Origin of the sequence: Marisediminitalea lipolytica, assembly GCF_001758465.1 — a bacterium.
Taxonomy (GTDB): Bacteria; Pseudomonadota; Gammaproteobacteria; order Enterobacterales; family Alteromonadaceae; genus Alteromonas; species Alteromonas lipolytica.
Window position 1 is genome coordinate 1 of the sequence record NZ_MJIC01000013.1, and the last position, 17,225, is coordinate 17,225.

Annotated in this window: 17 protein-coding genes; 6 read left to right on the forward strand and 11 right to left on the reverse strand. The window is 49.1% G+C overall.

What is annotated here, in order from left to right; all coding sequences use genetic code 11:
- Positions 1-35: 35 nt before the first annotated feature.
- From tnpA to pspA, 4 genes are all read right to left on the reverse strand, one after another.
- Complete coding sequence (gene tnpA / locus BFC17_RS10360; protein WP_070174559.1) at positions 36-464, reverse strand: IS200/IS605 family transposase; 429 nt, start codon at positions 462-464, stop codon at positions 36-38.
- Positions 465-584: 120 nt separating this feature from the next.
- A complete protein-coding gene (gene pspC / locus BFC17_RS10365) occupies positions 585-1,025 on the reverse strand; it encodes an envelope stress response membrane protein PspC (protein WP_070176411.1) in 441 nt (146 codons plus the stop codon).
- Complete coding sequence (pspB, locus tag BFC17_RS10370) at positions 1,022-1,261, reverse strand: envelope stress response membrane protein PspB (protein WP_070176412.1); 240 nt, start codon at positions 1,259-1,261, stop codon at positions 1,022-1,024. The genes pspC and pspB overlap by 4 nt, the downstream gene beginning before the upstream one ends.
- 57 nt (positions 1,262-1,318) lie before the next feature.
- Positions 1,319-2,011, reverse strand: coding sequence for a phage shock protein PspA (gene pspA, locus BFC17_RS10375; RefSeq protein ID WP_070176413.1), 693 nt, complete (start codon positions 2,009-2,011; stop codon positions 1,319-1,321).
- Between the two features lie 206 nt (positions 2,012-2,217).
- Here pspA and pspF point away from each other — a divergent pair, with 206 nt between their 5' ends.
- The 6 genes from pspF to BFC17_RS10405 are packed head-to-tail and all read left to right on the forward strand — an operon-like array spanning position 2,218 to position 8,648.
- A complete protein-coding gene (pspF, locus tag BFC17_RS10380; protein WP_070176414.1) occupies positions 2,218-3,312 on the forward strand; it encodes a phage shock protein operon transcriptional activator in 1,095 nt (364 codons plus the stop codon).
- Positions 3,313-3,314: 2 nt separating this feature from the next.
- Positions 3,315-4,937, forward strand: coding sequence for an ABC transporter substrate-binding protein (locus BFC17_RS10385; protein ID WP_070176415.1), 1,623 nt, complete (start codon positions 3,315-3,317; stop codon positions 4,935-4,937).
- Positions 4,930-5,961, forward strand: coding sequence for an ABC transporter permease (locus tag BFC17_RS10390; RefSeq protein ID WP_070176416.1), 1,032 nt, complete (start codon positions 4,930-4,932; stop codon positions 5,959-5,961). The genes BFC17_RS10385 and BFC17_RS10390 overlap by 8 nt, the downstream gene beginning before the upstream one ends.
- Positions 5,948-6,841 carry an ABC transporter permease subunit gene (locus BFC17_RS10395; RefSeq protein ID WP_070176417.1) on the forward strand — a complete coding sequence of 298 codons (894 nt, stop codon included), beginning with the start codon at positions 5,948-5,950 and terminating at the stop codon, positions 6,839-6,841. The genes BFC17_RS10390 and BFC17_RS10395 overlap by 14 nt, the downstream gene beginning before the upstream one ends.
- Positions 6,841-7,836 carry an oligopeptide/dipeptide ABC transporter ATP-binding protein gene (locus tag BFC17_RS10400; protein WP_070176418.1) on the forward strand — a complete coding sequence of 332 codons (996 nt, stop codon included), beginning with the start codon at positions 6,841-6,843 and terminating at the stop codon, positions 7,834-7,836. The genes BFC17_RS10395 and BFC17_RS10400 overlap by 1 nt, the downstream gene beginning before the upstream one ends.
- Complete coding sequence (locus tag BFC17_RS10405; RefSeq protein ID WP_070176419.1) at positions 7,833-8,648, forward strand: ATP-binding cassette domain-containing protein; 816 nt, start codon at positions 7,833-7,835, stop codon at positions 8,646-8,648. The genes BFC17_RS10400 and BFC17_RS10405 overlap by 4 nt, the downstream gene beginning before the upstream one ends.
- Before the next feature lie 28 nt (positions 8,649-8,676).
- On the opposite strand, the gene BFC17_RS10410 is transcribed toward BFC17_RS10405, so the two are convergent.
- The 7 genes from BFC17_RS10410 to carB all read right to left on the reverse strand — a co-directional run bounded on the left by BFC17_RS10410 (position 8,677) and on the right by carB (position 17,215).
- Positions 8,677-9,807, reverse strand: a complete 1,131-nt coding sequence (locus BFC17_RS10410) for a sodium ion-translocating decarboxylase subunit beta (RefSeq protein ID WP_070176420.1) — start codon at positions 9,805-9,807, stop codon at positions 8,677-8,679.
- Positions 9,808-9,813: 6 nt separating this feature from the next.
- Positions 9,814-11,601, reverse strand: a complete 1,788-nt coding sequence (oadA, locus tag BFC17_RS10415; protein WP_070176421.1) for a sodium-extruding oxaloacetate decarboxylase subunit alpha — start codon at positions 11,599-11,601, stop codon at positions 9,814-9,816.
- A 22-nt stretch (positions 11,602-11,623) separates the two neighbouring features.
- A complete protein-coding gene (locus BFC17_RS10420) occupies positions 11,624-11,884 on the reverse strand; it encodes an OadG family protein (protein ID WP_070176422.1) in 261 nt (86 codons plus the stop codon).
- Positions 11,885-12,264: 380 nt separating this feature from the next.
- Positions 12,265-12,744 carry a GNAT family N-acetyltransferase gene (locus BFC17_RS10425; RefSeq protein WP_229681089.1) on the reverse strand — a complete coding sequence of 160 codons (480 nt, stop codon included), beginning with the start codon at positions 12,742-12,744 and terminating at the stop codon, positions 12,265-12,267.
- Positions 12,744-13,298, reverse strand: coding sequence for an NUDIX domain-containing protein (locus BFC17_RS10430; protein WP_070176536.1), 555 nt, complete (start codon positions 13,296-13,298; stop codon positions 12,744-12,746). Before BFC17_RS10430 ends, BFC17_RS10425 begins: the two co-directional genes overlap by 1 nt.
- A gap of 77 nt (positions 13,299-13,375) precedes the next feature.
- Complete coding sequence (greA, locus tag BFC17_RS10435) at positions 13,376-13,852, reverse strand: transcription elongation factor GreA (RefSeq protein ID WP_070176423.1); 477 nt, start codon at positions 13,850-13,852, stop codon at positions 13,376-13,378.
- A 141-nt stretch (positions 13,853-13,993) separates the two neighbouring features.
- Complete coding sequence (carB, locus tag BFC17_RS10440) at positions 13,994-17,215, reverse strand: carbamoyl-phosphate synthase large subunit (RefSeq protein WP_070176424.1); 3,222 nt, start codon at positions 17,213-17,215, stop codon at positions 13,994-13,996.
- Positions 17,216-17,225: the final 10 nt, after the last annotated feature.

Consider the following 17,225-nt stretch of genomic DNA (forward strand, 5'->3'; position numbering starts at 1 on the left):
ATAGATTCCCCCGGGCATGCCCGGGGTTCTTTCTGTTACAGCTCCATTCGGAGCTGATCTGAATCCTTCCGACCTTGATGCTCAACGTAGTTCCGTATTGTGTGCTCGTCTAAGCCTACGCTGCTTACAAAGTAACCCGGCGACCAAACAATATTTTCATTCCAATAGACCTTTCCTAGCCATTTGAATGTCTTTCTCATGTTTGACGCTGACTGGGCTTTGAGTTTACCCATCACTTCTGCTATCGAGTATTTCGGTGGAATGACCATCAACATGTGCATATGGTCATTATCAAAGCCCATTCGCTCTATCGTTACGCCGGGCATACTTCGAAGCAGCTTCGGCAACACTTTGCGCAAATACTCCACGACGAAAGGCTTCAGTATCCGACGCCTGTATTTGGTTACCCAGACGACGTGATATTGAAGTCTATATAGACCATGTGATGAGACTCGAACTTCCATCTTCGTAGCATACAGGCCTCGGACTCATTCATCCACGGGTAAACCCGTGGTGTTCTGTCGCTTCGCGACCGGTCACATAAAAAAAAGCGCCTGATGGCGCTTTTTAGCTGATTTTACTGCCTATAACCGGCTGATTTCACGATTTAGCTGATACTCTCTGGAAGTCACGTAGGTTTCCATTTTTCTTAACCGGCTTTCAATGGTCTGAAAACGGTTAGTGATGTCATGAAACGCCTGCCGTGGTGGCTCACCCGCTTGCCAGACACGGGTTTTAACCTCAACTTTGTCACTGGCTGCACCTGAATTTTTCCAGCCTTTTCCAGATGAAGCTTCTGCCTGGTTGAAATGTACGTTTTCAATAACCTCTGGCTTCTTATCAAAAATAAACCAGCAAGCCACATAACTCACCAACACAAAGGGACCGGCCAGTAAGAAAAACGCAGTAACCGTTAAAATTCGAACCAACCAGACTTCTAATCCGAAGTACTCTGCAACCCCGGCACATACGCCGGCTATGCGACCGTGCTTGGTGTCACGGTAAATGGTTTTCTTGGTGCTCATGCCCGGTTTCTCCATTCTGGCGCTTCAGAGTCTAATATCGCTTCCAGCGTTTGGATGCGCTCTGACATCGCTTCCGCTTTACCCGCCAGCTCTTGCAACGCGATTTGCTCTTCGGCTGACAAGCCCTGGTTGACCTGCTTTTTACTGCGGTAATGCAAAATCAACCAAATGGGCGCCACAAAAATTAAAAAGATAATCAGTGGGGCCAAAATTAATGCTACAGTTCCCTCGTCCATTTTAAATACCTCCGGTCAGAAGTGCCGGGCAGCCCCCGGCCTGTAAATTATAATAAGTTATTTAGATTTTGCTGTCTTTGCAGCTGGCTTATCTGCCTTTTTCATCTTCGCTTTTAACGCTTCTAACTCATCATTGATTTTGTCGCCAGCTTCCAGCTCAGCAAATTCGTCCTGCAAGGTTTTCTTGCCTAAATCGTAAGCCTCAACCTGCGATTCAATGTCATCAATCTTGCGTTCGTATTGTTCAAAACGCCCCATGGCTTCGTCAATTTTGCCACTGTCGAGTGTTTTGCGAACTTCCAGTCGCGACGATGCTGTTTTCTGGCGCATCAGGATGGTTTTTTGACGTGACTTCGCGTCTGCCAGTTTTTCCTGTAACTGGACGATTTCGTCCTGTAACTTGCTGATTTGATCTTCAACCGCGGTCAAATCTGCACTCAGGACATCAGCCGCATCCTGACTCTTTTTCTTTTCCTGCAATGCAGACCGGGCTAAATCTTCGCGGTCTTTGCTCAGGGCAAACTCCGCTTTGTTCTGCCAGTCGGCCGCATCGGCTTCCAGTTTGCTAATTTGCGCTACAATTTCCTTTTTGTTAGCAATTGTCTTGGCCGAAGCTGAACGGACTTCAACCAAGGTGTCTTCCATTTCCTGAATAATCAGACGAACCATTTTTTCAGGATCTTCGGCTTTATCCAGTAACGCATTAATATTTGAGTTCACAATGTCTGTGAAACGAGAGAAGATACCCATAATATTTTACCTCTAGCTCGTGTTAACAATTTTTGATTAACGTGGTTTACTTGTCAGTAGAACATACAAATACCGCGCCAACTAACAAAAATAAATTAACTCACTGAATATAATAAAATTTTTTAAAAAATAATAAACGCTGTAATCAAGTCGATTTTTAATCTACACTATTAATTGGTCGATTTGGCTACTTTTTGAGGGAATTAATGAGTCGGTTTCGCCAGCAAGACAATTTACTCGGTCAGGCTAACAGCTTTTTAGAAGTTCTGGAGCAGGTATCCCAAATAGCCCCGCTCAATAAGCCCGTTTTAATTATTGGTGAACGGGGAACCGGTAAAGAGTTAATCGCCGCCCGTCTGCACTACCTGTCGCAGCGCTGGGATCAAAATTACGTCAAGTTGAACTGTGCGGCGCTCAATGAAAACCTCCTTGAAAGTGAATTATTCGGTTACGAAGCAGGCGCCTTTACCGGGGCGGGTAAACGTCGCGAAGGCCGCTTTGAGCTGGCCCATACCGGTACCCTGTTTCTGGACGAACTGGCGAATACCTCAGGATTGATTCAGGAAAAGCTGCTACGGGTCATTGAATACGGTGAATTCGAACGAGTGGGCGGCAATAAAACCCTTAAAGTCGATGTCCGTCTGGTGGCTGCGACCAATGAAGATCTCCCGGCACTGGCGGAAAGTGGTGAGTTCAGAGCGGATTTGCTCGACCGCTTGGCGTTTGACGTTATTACCATCCCTCCTCTCAGAGAGCGCCAGGAAGATATTATGCTGCTGGCTGAAACCTTCGCGATTAATATGGCAAGGGAACTTGAAATGGAGTTGTTCAGTGGCTTTACCGAAAAAGCTAAGCGAACCTTACTCAATTATGACTGGCCCGGTAATATTCGTGAGCTTAAAAACGTGGTGGAAAGAGCAGTCTACCGCTGCAACAACCCTCATTTACCGGTACATGAGATTATCCTTGATCCCTTTGAGTCCATTTACCGGCCTAAGGGCCGAGTCAAAACTCAGGACAGAATAGCGGAACCGGCAGAGCCCCGACAGCCTGTAGCTGAACCCCAGACAATCGCTGAAGCCCCTGTTGTGGCAGCAGCGCCTAAGCCGGTTATGGAATACCCGGTTGATCTGAAGAACCTGTCTCAGCAATACGAAATAGAACTTATTCAGCAAGCACTGGCAGACAGCCAGTATAATCAGAAAAAAACCGCCGATAAACTCAGTCTGACCTATCATCAACTCAGGGGTTACTTAAAAAAATACAATTTGCTTGATAGCGCAGCCGGCGAGGAAGAGTAACGATGAACAGGCGGTCCGTCTGGACGGTTGTCTCAGCCATTGTAGTCACCCTGCTGGGTGGATGTTCGCCACAGAAGTACAGCGCTAATTACACCAGCGGACTGGTGTATTGTTCAGAGAGCGATCCTATTTCTATGAACCCTCAGCTCGACACCTCAACTACTACAGCAGATGCCACCGCACATCAGATCTACAACCGGCTGTTAGAGTTTGATACTGAAACAGGGCGCATTAGACCATCACTTGCCACGAAGTGGTCTATTAGCCAGGACGGACTGCGTTATCGTTTTCTGTTACGTCAGGATGTTGGGTTTCATTCCACCTCGTATTTTACCCCCAGCCGACTACTTAACGCTGAGGATGTACTGTTTTCATTTAATCGCTGGCGATTGCCTGAGCACAGTTTTCACCCGGTATCTGGTGGCTATTATCCTTACTTTGAATCGTTGGGGCTGGCCGATAACATTGCTGACATCACCGCGCTATCGCCTTTTGAAGTAGAAATTACCCTAAAACAACGAGACAGCTCTTTCCTCGCCAATATAGCCAGTGACTTTTCGGTAATACTGTCGGCAGAATATGGCGATTTACTGATGTCCCGGGGCACACCGGAAAAAATCGACCGGTTACCCATAGGAACCGGCCCCTATCAGTATGCCGATTATCAAAAGAACCATTACATTCGTTATGATGTGAATGAACAGTACTGGGAAGGCACACCGGCCAGCGAGTCACTGATTTTTGATATCACACCGAAAAGTTCATTACGCCTGGCCAAACTGATGACCGGCGAATGTGATGCCATCGCCTTCCCTGCCAGGGTCGATCATCAGGTTATACGTGAGCGGGATGATTTGGCTCTGGATGAAAAAGCCGGCCTGAATATTGGCTTTTGGGCTTTTAACACCGAGCGCGCACCTTTTGATAATCCCGCGGTAAGAAAAGCGCTGGCGTACGCTATCGATAAAAACACCCTGATTGAAGCGGTGTATTTTGACAGTGCTACCCGGGCAAAATCGTTACTCCCGGCGGCGAGCTGGGCGTATCAGCCAGACGCGCAGGATACTGGCTACAATCCGGTGCTGGCCCGTCAGCTGCTGGATCAGGCCGGTATTGAACCCGGCTTTAGTATGACTATCTGGGCTATTCCCGTGGAAAGGGCCTACAACCCCAACGCCCAGAAAATGGCAGAGCTTATCCAGCGTTATCTCGCCGACATCGAAGTAGAAGTGAATATTGTCAGCTATGACTGGTCAACTTTCCGCCGCGAACTGCGCCGGGGTAACCATGATTCGGTTTTAATCGGCTGGTCGGCAGACAACGGCGACCCGGATAATTTTTACCGCCCGCTACTCAGTTGTGATGCGATCCCTTCTGGTACCAACCGGGCTCGCTGGTGTAACCCCACTTATGATGAACTGCTCGATCGGGCTTTGCAGACCGAAGATATCGATATTCGAAAAGCCCTGTACTTAAAAGCCAACGAGCTGTTGTTCGATAAGCTCCCGATAGTGCCTATTGCTCATGCTTATCGTTACCAGGCTTACCGTAAAGAATTATCCGGCATGGTGATTAATCCTTATGGTGGCGTCAGACTCGGCGGGGTAACCAAGCATCGTGACTAGGATCCTCTTTCGCTATTTTGTTTTATTCACGCTGACACTGCTTGCGCTATGTGCGCTGTCATTTTCGTTAATCTACCTGTTTCCGGCTGAGCCGGTAACTACCCTGACAGGTATTACGCCACAAAACCTAATCCAACATGAAGCCCTGATAAATCAGTATCACCTCAATAGCAATATTCTTGTGCAGTTTGGCGATTATCTCAGCGAGCTGTTTGCTGGTAACTGGGGCGTCAGCCTTATTTCTGGTCAGCCACTGTCCAAGGAGATCATGCTGGCATTACCGGCAACCATAGAGTTAAGTGCCTGCGCGATGTTTATTGTTGTTGTCATCGGCATTCCACTTGGTTGCTACAGCGGTTTACGCGCTTACAGTAATGCAGATTTCACCATAAACTCGATAAGCGTTACGCTGTATTCGGTTCCGGTTTTTTGGTTAGCGGTGATATTTATCCTGACCTTCAGCCTACAGTTTGGCTGGTTGCCATTATCGGGCCGGGTTAACCTGCTGTTTGATATCCCTCATCAAACCGGCTTCCTGTTTATCGATATCTTATTGGCTGACAATCTCGACAAAAGCGCCGCCCTCAGTGATGCCTTTTTGCATCTGATACTGCCAACATTGTCCATTGCCTTAATGTCCACCGCGTCGATGATTCGGATCACGCGACGTTCTATTATCGATGTGCTTAACAAACCCTTTATTATTGCAGCAAAATCCAAGGGCTTATCCAGCAGACAGATATTTGTGAGGCACGTGTTACGTAACGCGCTGTTGCCCATTCTGCCACTGATGGCGATGCAAATTACCACGCTAATCACCAATGCAATGATAGTAGAAACCCTGTTCTCCTGGCCGGGTATTGGCAACTGGCTGATTCAGGCGATTTACCAGCGGGATTATTCGGCATTGCGTATGGGCATGCTGGCCGTTTCGACACTGGTCGTGATGATTACCATTGCGATAGATTTGTTTAACCGTTTAATCGATCCAAGCAGGGAAAAATTCGAAAGTGTCACGATTTAGCTTTTACGACGACGAAGCGCATCCGTCTCCGTGGCAACACACCTGGCGGGCGTTCAAATCCAGCCACATTGCACTGATTGGACTGGCAGTACTCTTACTGTTTGTGTTTTTTGCCTTTTTCGCGCCACTGGTTGCGCCCTATGATCCCATTTACCAGAACACCGAAGCACTGCTAATTCCGCCGAGCTGGACTGCCAATGGCTCGATTGCACATTTGTTTGGTACTGATGCGTTGGGCCGTGATTTGTTTTCCCGCATTATGTATGGCTGCCGGATGACCTTTGGCACCAGTTTACTGGTGGTCATTATTGCCATGCTGATTGGGGTTACCATCGGCACCGTTGCCGGTATGCTCAGCGGAGTACGTTCCAGTGTGGTAAACCATTTACTGGATGCTCTGATGGCCATCCCTACCCTGCTGATTGCCATTATCATTGTGGGCATACTCGGCAGTGGTCTGGTTAACAGTATGTGGGCCATTACCCTGGCGCTGATCCCACAATTTATTCACCACACACGCTCCTTTGTGCGCGGTGAGATGAAAAAAGATTATATCCAGTCATCAACACTGGATGGTGCCAGCAATCTGCAGCTATTTTATTATTCTATTCTGCCCAATATGTTCGAAACACTGGTGGTTCAGGGCACCTTAGCGCTGTCGATTGCCGTTATAGATATCAGCGCACTGGGCTTTTTAAATCTGGGAGCACAGCCGCCGTTACCAGAACTCGGAGCCATTCTGGCCACCGGTCTGGATGCCGGGTATTTAGCGCCGTGGAGCATTGCTATACCAGGTATTTCTATCTTTTTAATGGTGCTGTCGATCACTATCGTGGGTGATGGTCTGCGCTCTGCGTTACGCAAACGGGTGAATCGCTAATGCCATTACTGGATATCAAAAATCTGACCTTAGAAATCGATACCGGCACCCAGGTTATTAAAGCCCTGGATAAAATAAACCTGACGGTAAACAGTGGCGAGATCCGCGCGCTGGTAGGCGAGTCTGGCTCCGGCAAAAGCCTTATTGTCCAGGCTATTTCCGGCGCAACGCCGCCCAACTGGACTATCACCGCCGATCGCATGAGTTGGAACGGCAATAATCTGTTGTCCATGTCAGAACAACAACGCCGACAAATTTTGCGCAAGGACATCGGCGTGGTATTTCAACACGCCATTGCCTCTTTGGATCCTTCCGTTACACTGGGTGAGCAACTGGAAGAATCCCTGCCTGAGCAGTTAATCGAAGGCAGCTGGTTCTGGCAGCGGGCCCAGTCGCGGCGCAAAGAAGTGATCAGGACCGTGCATAAGGTGGGCATTAAGGATCACGAACAATACCTGCAGGCATACCCCCATCAAATTCCAACCGATATCGGTCAGAAACTGATGCTGGCGATGGCACTCATCAGTCAACCCAAAATGCTGATTGCCGATGACCCAACCCGGGGCATGGAAACCACCACCAAGGTTCAGGTACTTAAACTGCTGTCGCGCTTAAATCAAACACGTTCACTGGGTATTTTGTTTGTGAGCCACGACCTGCTGGCGATTGCCAGTATGTCTCATTCCATGACCGTGCTTTACTGCGGTCAGACGGTGGAATCGGGCAAGATGAAGCAAATCCGCAAACGCCCCTTGCATCCCTATACCAAAGCACTGCTGGACAGTGCGCCTAGCTTTAGTAAGGATTTACCGCCAAAGTCGCTGCTGCCCACCCTGCCGGGGACTATTCCGACGCTCCAGCATTTACCCATAGGCTGCCGCCTGGGGCCACGCTGTCCCCGTGCACAGCGGGCCTGCGTTAATGTCCCGTCGGTCCGCAAAATTCACGATCACGCTTACAGCTGTCACTTCCCGTTACACAGGGAGAAAGTATGAGTCAGGTTCTTAGTGTTAATGGTTTAACCTTTCGCCACAGCAGCAAAAAACGCTGGTTAAAAAAACCAGAGGTTTTTTCTCTTGGTCCAATTGATATGCAGGTTATTAAGGGCGAAACCATTGCGATTATTGGTCAGAACCGTTCAGGCAAATCATTGCTGGCAAAAATGCTGGCCGGCGCCGTAGAACCTGACGAAGGCCAAATACAATTGCAGGAAGAACGCTACTGGTCGGTTAAACACCGCGTAGCGCGAAAAAAAGCCGATATTACCGGCATCCGCATGATATTCCAGCACAACAGTGAATCCATTAATCCCGGTATCCCGGTTGGCCAGATACTCGATGAACCCCTGCGCCTGAACTCGACGTTATCAGAAAGCGAGCGTAAAACGCTGATAGGCGATACGTTGGTAAAAGTAGGCCTGTTACGGGAGCACATCTATTTTTACCGTCATATGCTCTCTGACGGCCAGCAGCAGCGTGTTTCACTGGCCAAAGCCATATTGCCAAATCCAAAAGTATTAATTGCTGACGAACCCTTTGCGGCACTGGACCCTACCATTCGCTCACAAACGGTAAACCTGATTTTAAAACTACAAAAAGAAATGGGCCTGGCGTTTATTTTTATTTCGCACAACCTGGGCATTGTGCGGCATATTGCCGACAGGGTGATTGTGATGGATAAGGGGCAGATTATTGAAAGTGGTAAAACCGAAACCATTTTTCGCTGGCCTCAGCATGAGATGACAAAAAAGCTGGTATTGTCCTATCAGTCTTTAATCCCTCAACAAACCTTGCGCGACCCGGAATAACGGGTCACGCCAGATCTGTTGCAATGGGTTAGCCAACCAGCGCCAGCAGCACACCAGCCGCAACAGCGGACCCCAGTACACCAGCTACGTTAGGCCCCATCGCATGCATCAGCAGGAAGTTATGTGGGTTTGCCTCAAGACCAACCTTATTGGCAACCCGGGCCGCCATAGGCACCGCTGATACCCCTGCAGCACCGATAAGCGGGTTGATAGTACCACCACTCATCTTATTCATCACTTTCGCCATCAGTACGCCTGCAGCCGTACCAATTGCAAAGGCAACTGCGCCTAACGCAAGAATACCCAGCGTTTCAACGGTCAGGAATTTGTCTGACGACAACTTGGAACCAACCGCTAACCCTAAGAAGATTGTCACGATGTTAATGAGTTCGTTTTGCGCGGTTTTGCTTAAACGATCCACCACACCACACTCTTTCATCAGGTTACCAAAGCAGAACATACCTACTAAAGGTGTTGCTGAAGGCAGGAACAGAATAGTCAGAAACAGCACCGCCAAAGGGAAAAGTATCTTCTCTTTAGTGGAAACATGACGTAATTGGGCCATTTCAATTTTGCGTTCTTCCGGCGTGGTCAGCAGCTTCATAATAGGCGGCTGGATAATAGGCACCAGCGCCATGTATGAATAAGCCGCTACCGCAATGGCCCCTAATAAATCAGGCGCTAAACGCGATGCCAGGAAGATTGCCGTAGGACCATCCGCACCACCGATAATGGCAATGGCCGACGCATCTTTTAAGGTAAAATCGAAGCCAGGAATAAAGTTAAGCGAGATGGCACCAAACAGGGTGGCAAAAATACCAAACTGTGCTGCAGCACCCAGCAATAACATGCGCGGGTTAGCAATCAGGGCACCAAAGTCGGTCATCGCCCCAACGCCCATAAAGATGAGCAAAGGGAAGACCCCGGAGTGGATCCCGACTTCGTAGATGTAATACAACAACCCGCCCGGCTCAGTAAAACCGGCCAGTGGGATGTTGGTCAGTAAGGCGCCAAAACCGATTGGAAATAACAGTAATGGCTCAAACTTTTTCACGATAGCCAGATACAGCAGCAGAGCACCTACTGCCATCATTACTAACTGGCCCGCTTCGAAATGGGCCAGCGCAGTGCTGTCCCACAGGATGGCTAATTGTTCCATTGACCGTTAACCCAAGCTGATAAGAGGCTGACCGCTGGAAACGCTGTCACCGTCTTTAACCAGAATCGCAGAAACGGTGCCGTCAAAAGCGCTACGGATTTCCGTTTCCATTTTCATTGCTTCAAGGATAATAACCACATCACCGTTGGCAACCTGATCGCCCGGCGATACCAGTACCTTAAAGACATTACCCGCCAATGGCGCATTAATTGTCTGACCAGAAGGTGCTGGCGCAGCGGCCGGAGCGGCTGCCTGAGCAGGTGCTGCAACCGGGGTGATAGCGCCCAGTTGGCCCTGAGCTCCGACTTCAACACTGTACAGTTTGCCGTCTACTCGCACATCGTAAACCGCGGCTTCTGATGCAGCCCCAGCGCTTGCTGGCGCTGCGGCTGGAGCAACTTCTTCACCGGTAGGTACAGGTTCGAAGGCTTCCGGGTTATTGCGGTTTTCAAGGAATTTAAGGCCGATTTGCGGGAACAATGCGTAAGTTAATACGTCATCGATTTTCTCTTCTGCCAGCGCAATAGACTTCTCGCTGGCCAGACTATCCAGCTCGGCTTCCAGTTTTTCCAGTTCTGGCTCTATCAGATCGGCAGGACGACATGTAATGGCTTCACCACCATCCAGAACCCGCGCTTGCAGCTCAGCATTTACCGGCGCAGCAGTAGCGCCATATTCACCTTTGAGTACGCCAGCAGTTTCTTTAGAAATGCTCTTATAGCGCTCGCCGGTTAATACGTTCAGAACCGCCTGCGTTCCAACGATTTGTGAGGTTGGCGTAACCAGCGGGATAAAACCTAAATCTTCACGTACGCGCGGAATTTCCTGCAGTACTTCATCAAATTTATCGGCTGCGCCCTGCTCTTTAAGCTGGCTTTCCATGTTGGTTAGCATACCGCCTGGCACCTGAGCCAGCAGAATGCGGGCGTCCACGCCTTTAAGGCTACCTTCAAATTTAGCGTATTTTTTCCGCACGTCGCGGAAGTACGCCGCAATTTCGGCCAATTCTGGTAAGTCCAGGCCCGTATCGCGCTCTGTGCCTTCCAGAATCGACACAATAGTTTCGGTTGCTGAGTGGCCGTAGGTCATACTCATAGACGAAATCGCCGTATCCAGGATATCGATTCCTGCATCAATGGCTTTCTGGTAAGTCGCGGTACTTAAACCCGTAGTCGCATGGCATTGCATAGCAATAGGCACGCTCACGGTTTTCTTAAGCTCTGTGATCAGGGTTTCACATTCGTAAGGCTTAAGCAGACCCGCCATATCCTTAACACAAATGGAGTGAACGCCCATATCTTCCAGCTTTTTCGCCATATCCAGCCACAGCTCAAGGTTGTGTACCGGACTGACCGTATAAGAGATGGTGCCCTGTGCGTGTGCGCCACAGTTAACCGCCGCTTTAATGGCTGTTTCCAGATTGCGAACGTCGTTCATGGCATCAAAAATACGGAATACATCAACACCGTTATCGTGGGCACGCTCAACAAAACGAGTGACTACGTCGTCGGCATAGTGGCGGTAACCCAGCAGGTTCTGACCACGCAGCAGCATTTGCTGTGGGGTTTTAGGCATGGCCTTTTTCAGCGCGCGAATACGCTCCCAGGGATCTTCGCCCAGATAACGTATACACGAATCGAATGTAGCGCCGCCCCATGATTCAATAGACCAGTAACCTGCATTATCCAGCTTTTCAGCGATAGGCAGCATATCCTCCAGACGCATTCTGGTGGCTAGCAGTGATTGGTGCGCATCCCGAAGCACCAGTTCGGTAATCGCCAGTGGCTTAGACATGTGTTCTCCTAAAGTGTGTAAATTATTTATTCGCTTGTCTGTGCGCGTGCACGGCTGCAGAGATGGCGGCGATAACGTTGTTATCGGCGGCTGCAGCTGACGGGGCTTTTGCGGCCTGCGCTCTTACCGGCGCCTGCGGCTCCTGACCAGGGAAACGTTCGCAAAATGCTTTAAGTGCGTTTACGGCGAAAATCAGAACGGTCAGAAAGACAAATACGAAGCCCATGCCGACCAGCAACAGATTGCCAGCCTCTAAAAGTAATCCTGAAATTGATGTAGTCATTGCTTTTCCCGGGCATTATTTTGAAAACAGATTAGTATCATGCTGATTACTAAAACACAATATAAACAAGCGTTTGAATTGCATAAAAAATCATTTTTTACGACTAAATATCAATATATATTCGTTTTTTTGCATAAAATTAAGTTTAATTTATGCGCTCTATAAATACTATGAATGTGGCGATCACATAATATTTACATAGTTAAATCACATCATTTCCCATAAACAGAATCTATGGGGCATATAAGTGATTAATATATAGCCTGGGAATCAGTGTGCTATTGCCTGCAAATGAAGACAAGGATAAGCACAGCTTTACTTGATCTGAATTAAATGAAAACAGTAATTTGGCCCGAAACAACGCCGGGCCGCAGGGGAAATTAAAGCGCTTTACACATAAAGCAGCTGTTAGGATCTTCTGTATAATCAGCAAACGGACCGCAAAACGCAAAACCATGGGCTGAGTATAATTGCCTGGCGGGTTCAAAAAAGGCCATTGAGCCCGTTTCCAGCCACAGGGTTTGATAGCCATTGTGCCTGGCGTAATCTATTAAATAAGCCAGCAATTGCTTTCCCGCACCGCTGCGACGGGATGCTGTCGGCGTCCGCATAGACTTGATTTCACCCTGGGTTTCGTTCAATCGTTTAATCGCGATGCAGCCCATTAACTTACCACCAGCTCTCGCGGTAAAAAACGTAATGGCGGGGGTTTTGAGTTTACTGACATCCAGGGCATGAACACTCTCTGGCGGTGAAGTGGCATACATATCAGCCAGGTGCTCTTCCAGTAACGCAATAACATCTTCCGAGGCCGGATCATCAATGCCTATTTGTAGCGCAGTTGAATGAGACATAGTCATTAAATAAACCCCTTTAATGTCGCTAATCCAAAGGCATTGCAGGTAGTCGAATCCATCAATTCGCCATTGACGATCCGGGCTTTTACCTCAGCCAGTGGCAGTTTGTGCACGGTAAGTCCCTGCTCTTCCTCTTCCAGGTTCTGAGCGGTGCTGGTCAGGTCTTTCGCCACAAAGATATGATAACGCTGGGAGCACATGCCATAGGCCAGAAACTGCTCGCCCACATACTGCCAGTCACTCGCCAACAAACCACATTCTTCCTGTAATTCGGCCTGCGCTACTTTTAGTGCGTCAAAAGTATCTGAGCCTTCTTTTGCCCCCTGAGGAAATTCCAGATGTCGGCCCTTCACCGGGTAGCGGTATTGTTCAACCAGATACACATCGTCACCATCTAACGCGATCACCACTACAAAGTCTGGCTTATCTACAACGCCGTAGATACCGCGATAGCCGTCTTCGCGACCGATCCTGTCTTCTCGCACGGTCATCCAGCGATTCTGATACACCACTTTTGAGTCCAGGGTCTGAATTTCGTCTTTGGGAATTGTAGCCATAGCTTTAGTAAATCCGTTTTGCAGCATTAAAACGAAAAAGAGCTGCCTGATGCAGCTCTTTCAAAAAGGGAAATGAATTAAATATATTCCACTTCGATGATTTCGAATTCAACGGTACCTGCGGGCGTCTGGATATTCACCGTATCATCCAGCTCCTTGCCAATCAGCCCTCGGGCAATAGGTGAGTTAACCGAGATCAGGTTCTGTTTGATATCAGCCTCGTCGTCACCCACAATGCGGTATGTGGTTTCCTTGTCGGTATCCAGATTAAGAATGGTCACGGTCGCACCGAAAATCACTTTGCCATTGTTGGTCATCTTAGTGACATCGATAATCTGTGCATTAGACAGCTTACCTTCAATGTCCTGAATACGGCCTTCACAGAAACTCTGTTGCTCACGCGCTGCGTGATATTCCGCGTTTTCTTTTAAATCACCGTGTTCACGGGCTTCAGCAATCGAAGCGATGATTTTTGGGCGCTCGACAGATTTTAGTTGATTCAACTCCTCGCGAAGCATCTCGGCACCACGTGCAGTCATAGGATATTGAGCCATGTTGTTATTCTCACTTGCCTGAATATGTTTTTAATAAAACAAAAAAATGCGCCCGTTGGGCGCATTTTTCAATAGTTGATAACGAAGTTACTTACAAATAAATGCGTTATAAAAGGATACACAGTATCCCTTTAAATGTCATTATCCGTTTATTCTGGCGTGTAAATCCTGAACCGAAGTCACTTTACCGCGGTCATCAGCCGATTTGGCCTGTACCGTAGCAAATGCCGCGTTCATGGTGGTGGTATAAGTAACCTTGTTCACCAATGCTTCGCGACGGATATACACCGAGTCAGTAATCGCCTGACGGCCTTCGGTGGTATTCACAATGTAGGAATACTCACCGTTCTTAATCGCATCAACGATATTCGGGCGGCCTTCCGACAACTTATTAACCACTGACACTTCAATGCCCTGGGCACGCAGTGATTCAGCTGTACCACTGGTACATTCGATGGTGAAGCCTTTGGCGATTAACGCTTTCGACAGTTCAACCAGCTTTGGCTTGTCGGTTTGACGAACTGACAGCAACGCTTTACCTGACGCAGGTAAAGGTGCACCCGCCCCCAGGTTGGCTTTAGCATAAGCTTCTTCGAAAGTATCACCTACCCCCATTACCTCACCGGTAGAGCGCATTTCAGGGCCAAGCAGTGGATCCACACCCTGAAACTTCGCAAACGGCAGTACCACTTCTTTCACAGAGTAGAATGGTGGGATAACTTCTTCAGTAAAGCCTTGTTCTTTAAGCGACTTACCAGACATTACCCGAGCCGCGACTTTCGCTAACTGCACGCCAGTTGCTTTGGATACAAACGGGACAGTACGTGCTGCACGAGGGTTTACCTCAATCAGGTACACTTCGCCGTCTTTAATCGCAAACTGGGTGTTCATCAGGCCAATTACGCCGAGCTCTAAGGCCATGGCTTTAACCTGTTCGCGCATGACGTCCTGAATATCTTTTGGCAGTGAATGCGGAGGCAAAGAACACGCTGAGTCACCTGAGTGAACACCGGCTTGCTCGATATGCTCCATGATACCGCCGATCACGACGTCGGTACCGTCACATACTGCATCGATGTCCACTTCGATAGCGTCATCAAGGAAACGGTCCAGCAGAACCGGCGAGTCGTTAGACACTTTTACCGCTTCGTTCAGATAACGTTTCAGGTCTTTCAGGTCATACACGATTTCCATCGCCCGACCACCCAGCACGTAAGATGGACGAACCACCAGTGGGAAGCCGATTTCGGCCGCTTTTTCCAGCGCCTGTTCCATGTTGCTTACGGTTGCGTTAGCAGGCTGTTTTAACGCCAGCTTGTTAACCATTTGCTGGAAGCGCTCGCGGTCTTCAGCACGGTCAATCGATTCTGGTGAAGTACCGATGATAGGCACACCGTTAGCTTCCAGCGCACGGGCCAGTTTCAGTGGCGTCTGACCACCGTACTGCACGATTACACCTTTCGGTTTTTCAACCGCAACGATTTCCAGTACGTCTTCCAGGGTTACCGGCTCAAAGTACAGACGATCTGAGGTGTCATAATCGGTTGATACGGTTTCCGGGTTACAGTTAACCATGATGGTCTCGTAACCGTCTTCACGCATCGACAGCGCTGCATGTACACAGCAGTAGTCAAATTCGATACCCTGACCGATACGGTTCGGGCCACCGCCTAATACCATGATTTTGTCACGGTCAGATGGGGCAGCTTCGCACTCTTCATCATAGGTTGAATACATGTACGCGGTGCTGGTCGCAAACTCTGCCGCACAGGTATCTACGCGCTTGTACACTGGCTTAATGCCCATGCCACGGCGCAGGTCACGCACGTCGCTTTCGGCTACAGCGGTCAGGGTTGCTAAGCGAGCATCTGAGAAACCTTTACGTTTTAAGGTCGTCATCAGGTCAAAATCGATGTTGCTCACACCAATCTCAGCCACTTTCTGCTCCAGCAGCACCAGCTCTTCCAGCTGCACCAGGAACCAACGATCGATGTTGGTCAGTTTAAAGACCTCTTCTACGCTCATACCAGAGCGGAAGGCATCGCCGATGTACCAGATACGCTCTGCGCCAGGCTGACGCAGTTCGTAAATCAGTTTGCTTTGCGCTTCCGGATCGTCAAGGTCCAGAATCGGGTCTAAGCCAGCGGCGCCAACTTCCAGACCACGCAGGGCTTTTTGCAGTGATTCCTGCTGGTTACGGCCAATCGCCATTACCTCGCCCACTGATTTCATCTGCGTAGTCAGACGGTCATTCGAACCGGCGAACTTTTCAAAGTTAAAGCGTGGGATCTTAGTCACAACGTAGTCGATAGCAGGCTCAAACGACGCAGGCGTTAAACCACCAGTGATGTCGTTAGCCAGTTCATCCAGGGTGTAACCTACGGCCAGCTTAGCCGCTACTTTTGCAATCGGGAAACCGGTTGCTTTAGAAGCCAGTGCTGATGAACGGGATACACGCGGGTTCATCTCGATAATAACCAGACGGCCGGTCTTCGGATCCACACCAAACTGAACGTTTGAACCACCGGTTTCTACGCCGATTTCACGCAGTACGGCCATGGCCGCATTACGCATAATCTGGAATTCTTTGTCGGTCAGCGTTTGTGCTGGTGCCACGGTGATAGAGTCACCGGTGTGCACGCCCATTGGGTCAAAGTTTTCAATGGTACAAACAATGATACAGTTGTCCGCTTTGTCGCGAACCACTTCCATCTCGTACTCTTTCCAACCAATCAGGGATTCGTCGATAAGCAGTTCGTTGGTGGGCGATAAGTCCAGGCCACGGGTACAGATTTCGTTAAACTCGTCGATGTTATATGCGATACCACCGCCGGTGCCACCCATGGTGAATGACGGACGGATAATACACGGGAAGCCAATCCGGCTTAATACATCGTGGGCCTGTTCCATAGTGTGGGCGATTTCTGCACGCGGACACTCAAGACCAATAGACTTCATGGCTTTATCGAAACGCTCACGGTCTTCCGCTTTATCAATCGCGTCAGCCGTTGCACCAATCAGTTCTACGTTAAATTCGTCCAGCACGCCGTGCTTGTTCAGGTCCAGCGCACAGTTCAGTGCAGTCTGGCCGCCCATGGTAGGCAGGATTGCATCCGGACGTTCTTTTTCAATAATTTTGCGTACCACTTCCCAGTGAATTGGCTCGATGTAGGTCGCATCAGCCATTTCCGGGTCAGTCATGATGGTAGCAGGGTTAGAGTTAACCAGAATGACGCGGTAGCCTTCTTCGCGAAGGGCTTTACACGCCTGGGCACCAGAATAGTCAAATTCACAGGCCTGACCGATAACGATCGGGCCGGCGCCAAGGATTAGGATACTTTTTAGGTCGGTACGTTTTGGCATTGGGGCAAGT

Excerpts from the sequence above, each read along its gene's own strand:
- greA (WP_070176423.1), bottom strand. The coding sequence starts at position 13,852 with ATGGCTCAATATCCTATGACTGCACGTGGTGCCGAGATGCTTCGCGAG.
- carB (WP_070176424.1), bottom strand. The coding sequence starts at position 17,215 with ATGCCAAAACGTACCGACCTAAAAAGTATCCTAATCCTTGGCGCCGGC.
- BFC17_RS10425 (WP_229681089.1), bottom strand. The coding sequence starts at position 12,744 with ATGACTATGTCTCATTCAACTGCGCTACAAATAGGCATTGATGATCCG.
- BFC17_RS10405 (WP_070176419.1), top strand. The coding sequence starts at position 7,833 with ATGAGTCAGGTTCTTAGTGTTAATGGTTTAACCTTTCGCCACAGCAGC.
- BFC17_RS10420 (WP_070176422.1), bottom strand. The coding sequence starts at position 11,884 with ATGACTACATCAATTTCAGGATTACTTTTAGAGGCTGGCAATCTGTTG.
- tnpA (WP_070174559.1), bottom strand. The coding sequence starts at position 464 with ATGGAAGTTCGAGTCTCATCACATGGTCTATATAGACTTCAATATCAC.
- pspA (WP_070176413.1), bottom strand. The coding sequence starts at position 2,011 with ATGGGTATCTTCTCTCGTTTCACAGACATTGTGAACTCAAATATTAAT.
- pspB (WP_070176412.1), bottom strand. The coding sequence starts at position 1,261 with ATGGACGAGGGAACTGTAGCATTAATTTTGGCCCCACTGATTATCTTT.
- oadA (WP_070176421.1), bottom strand. The coding sequence starts at position 11,601 with ATGTCTAAGCCACTGGCGATTACCGAACTGGTGCTTCGGGATGCGCAC.
- pspF (WP_070176414.1), top strand. The coding sequence starts at position 2,218 with ATGAGTCGGTTTCGCCAGCAAGACAATTTACTCGGTCAGGCTAACAGC.
- BFC17_RS10385 (WP_070176415.1), top strand. The coding sequence starts at position 3,315 with ATGAACAGGCGGTCCGTCTGGACGGTTGTCTCAGCCATTGTAGTCACC.
- pspC (WP_070176411.1), bottom strand. The coding sequence starts at position 1,025 with ATGAGCACCAAGAAAACCATTTACCGTGACACCAAGCACGGTCGCATA.
- BFC17_RS10400 (WP_070176418.1), top strand. The coding sequence starts at position 6,841 with ATGCCATTACTGGATATCAAAAATCTGACCTTAGAAATCGATACCGGC.
- BFC17_RS10410 (WP_070176420.1), bottom strand. The coding sequence starts at position 9,807 with ATGGAACAATTAGCCATCCTGTGGGACAGCACTGCGCTGGCCCATTTC.
- BFC17_RS10430 (WP_070176536.1), bottom strand. The coding sequence starts at position 13,298 with ATGGCTACAATTCCCAAAGACGAAATTCAGACCCTGGACTCAAAAGTG.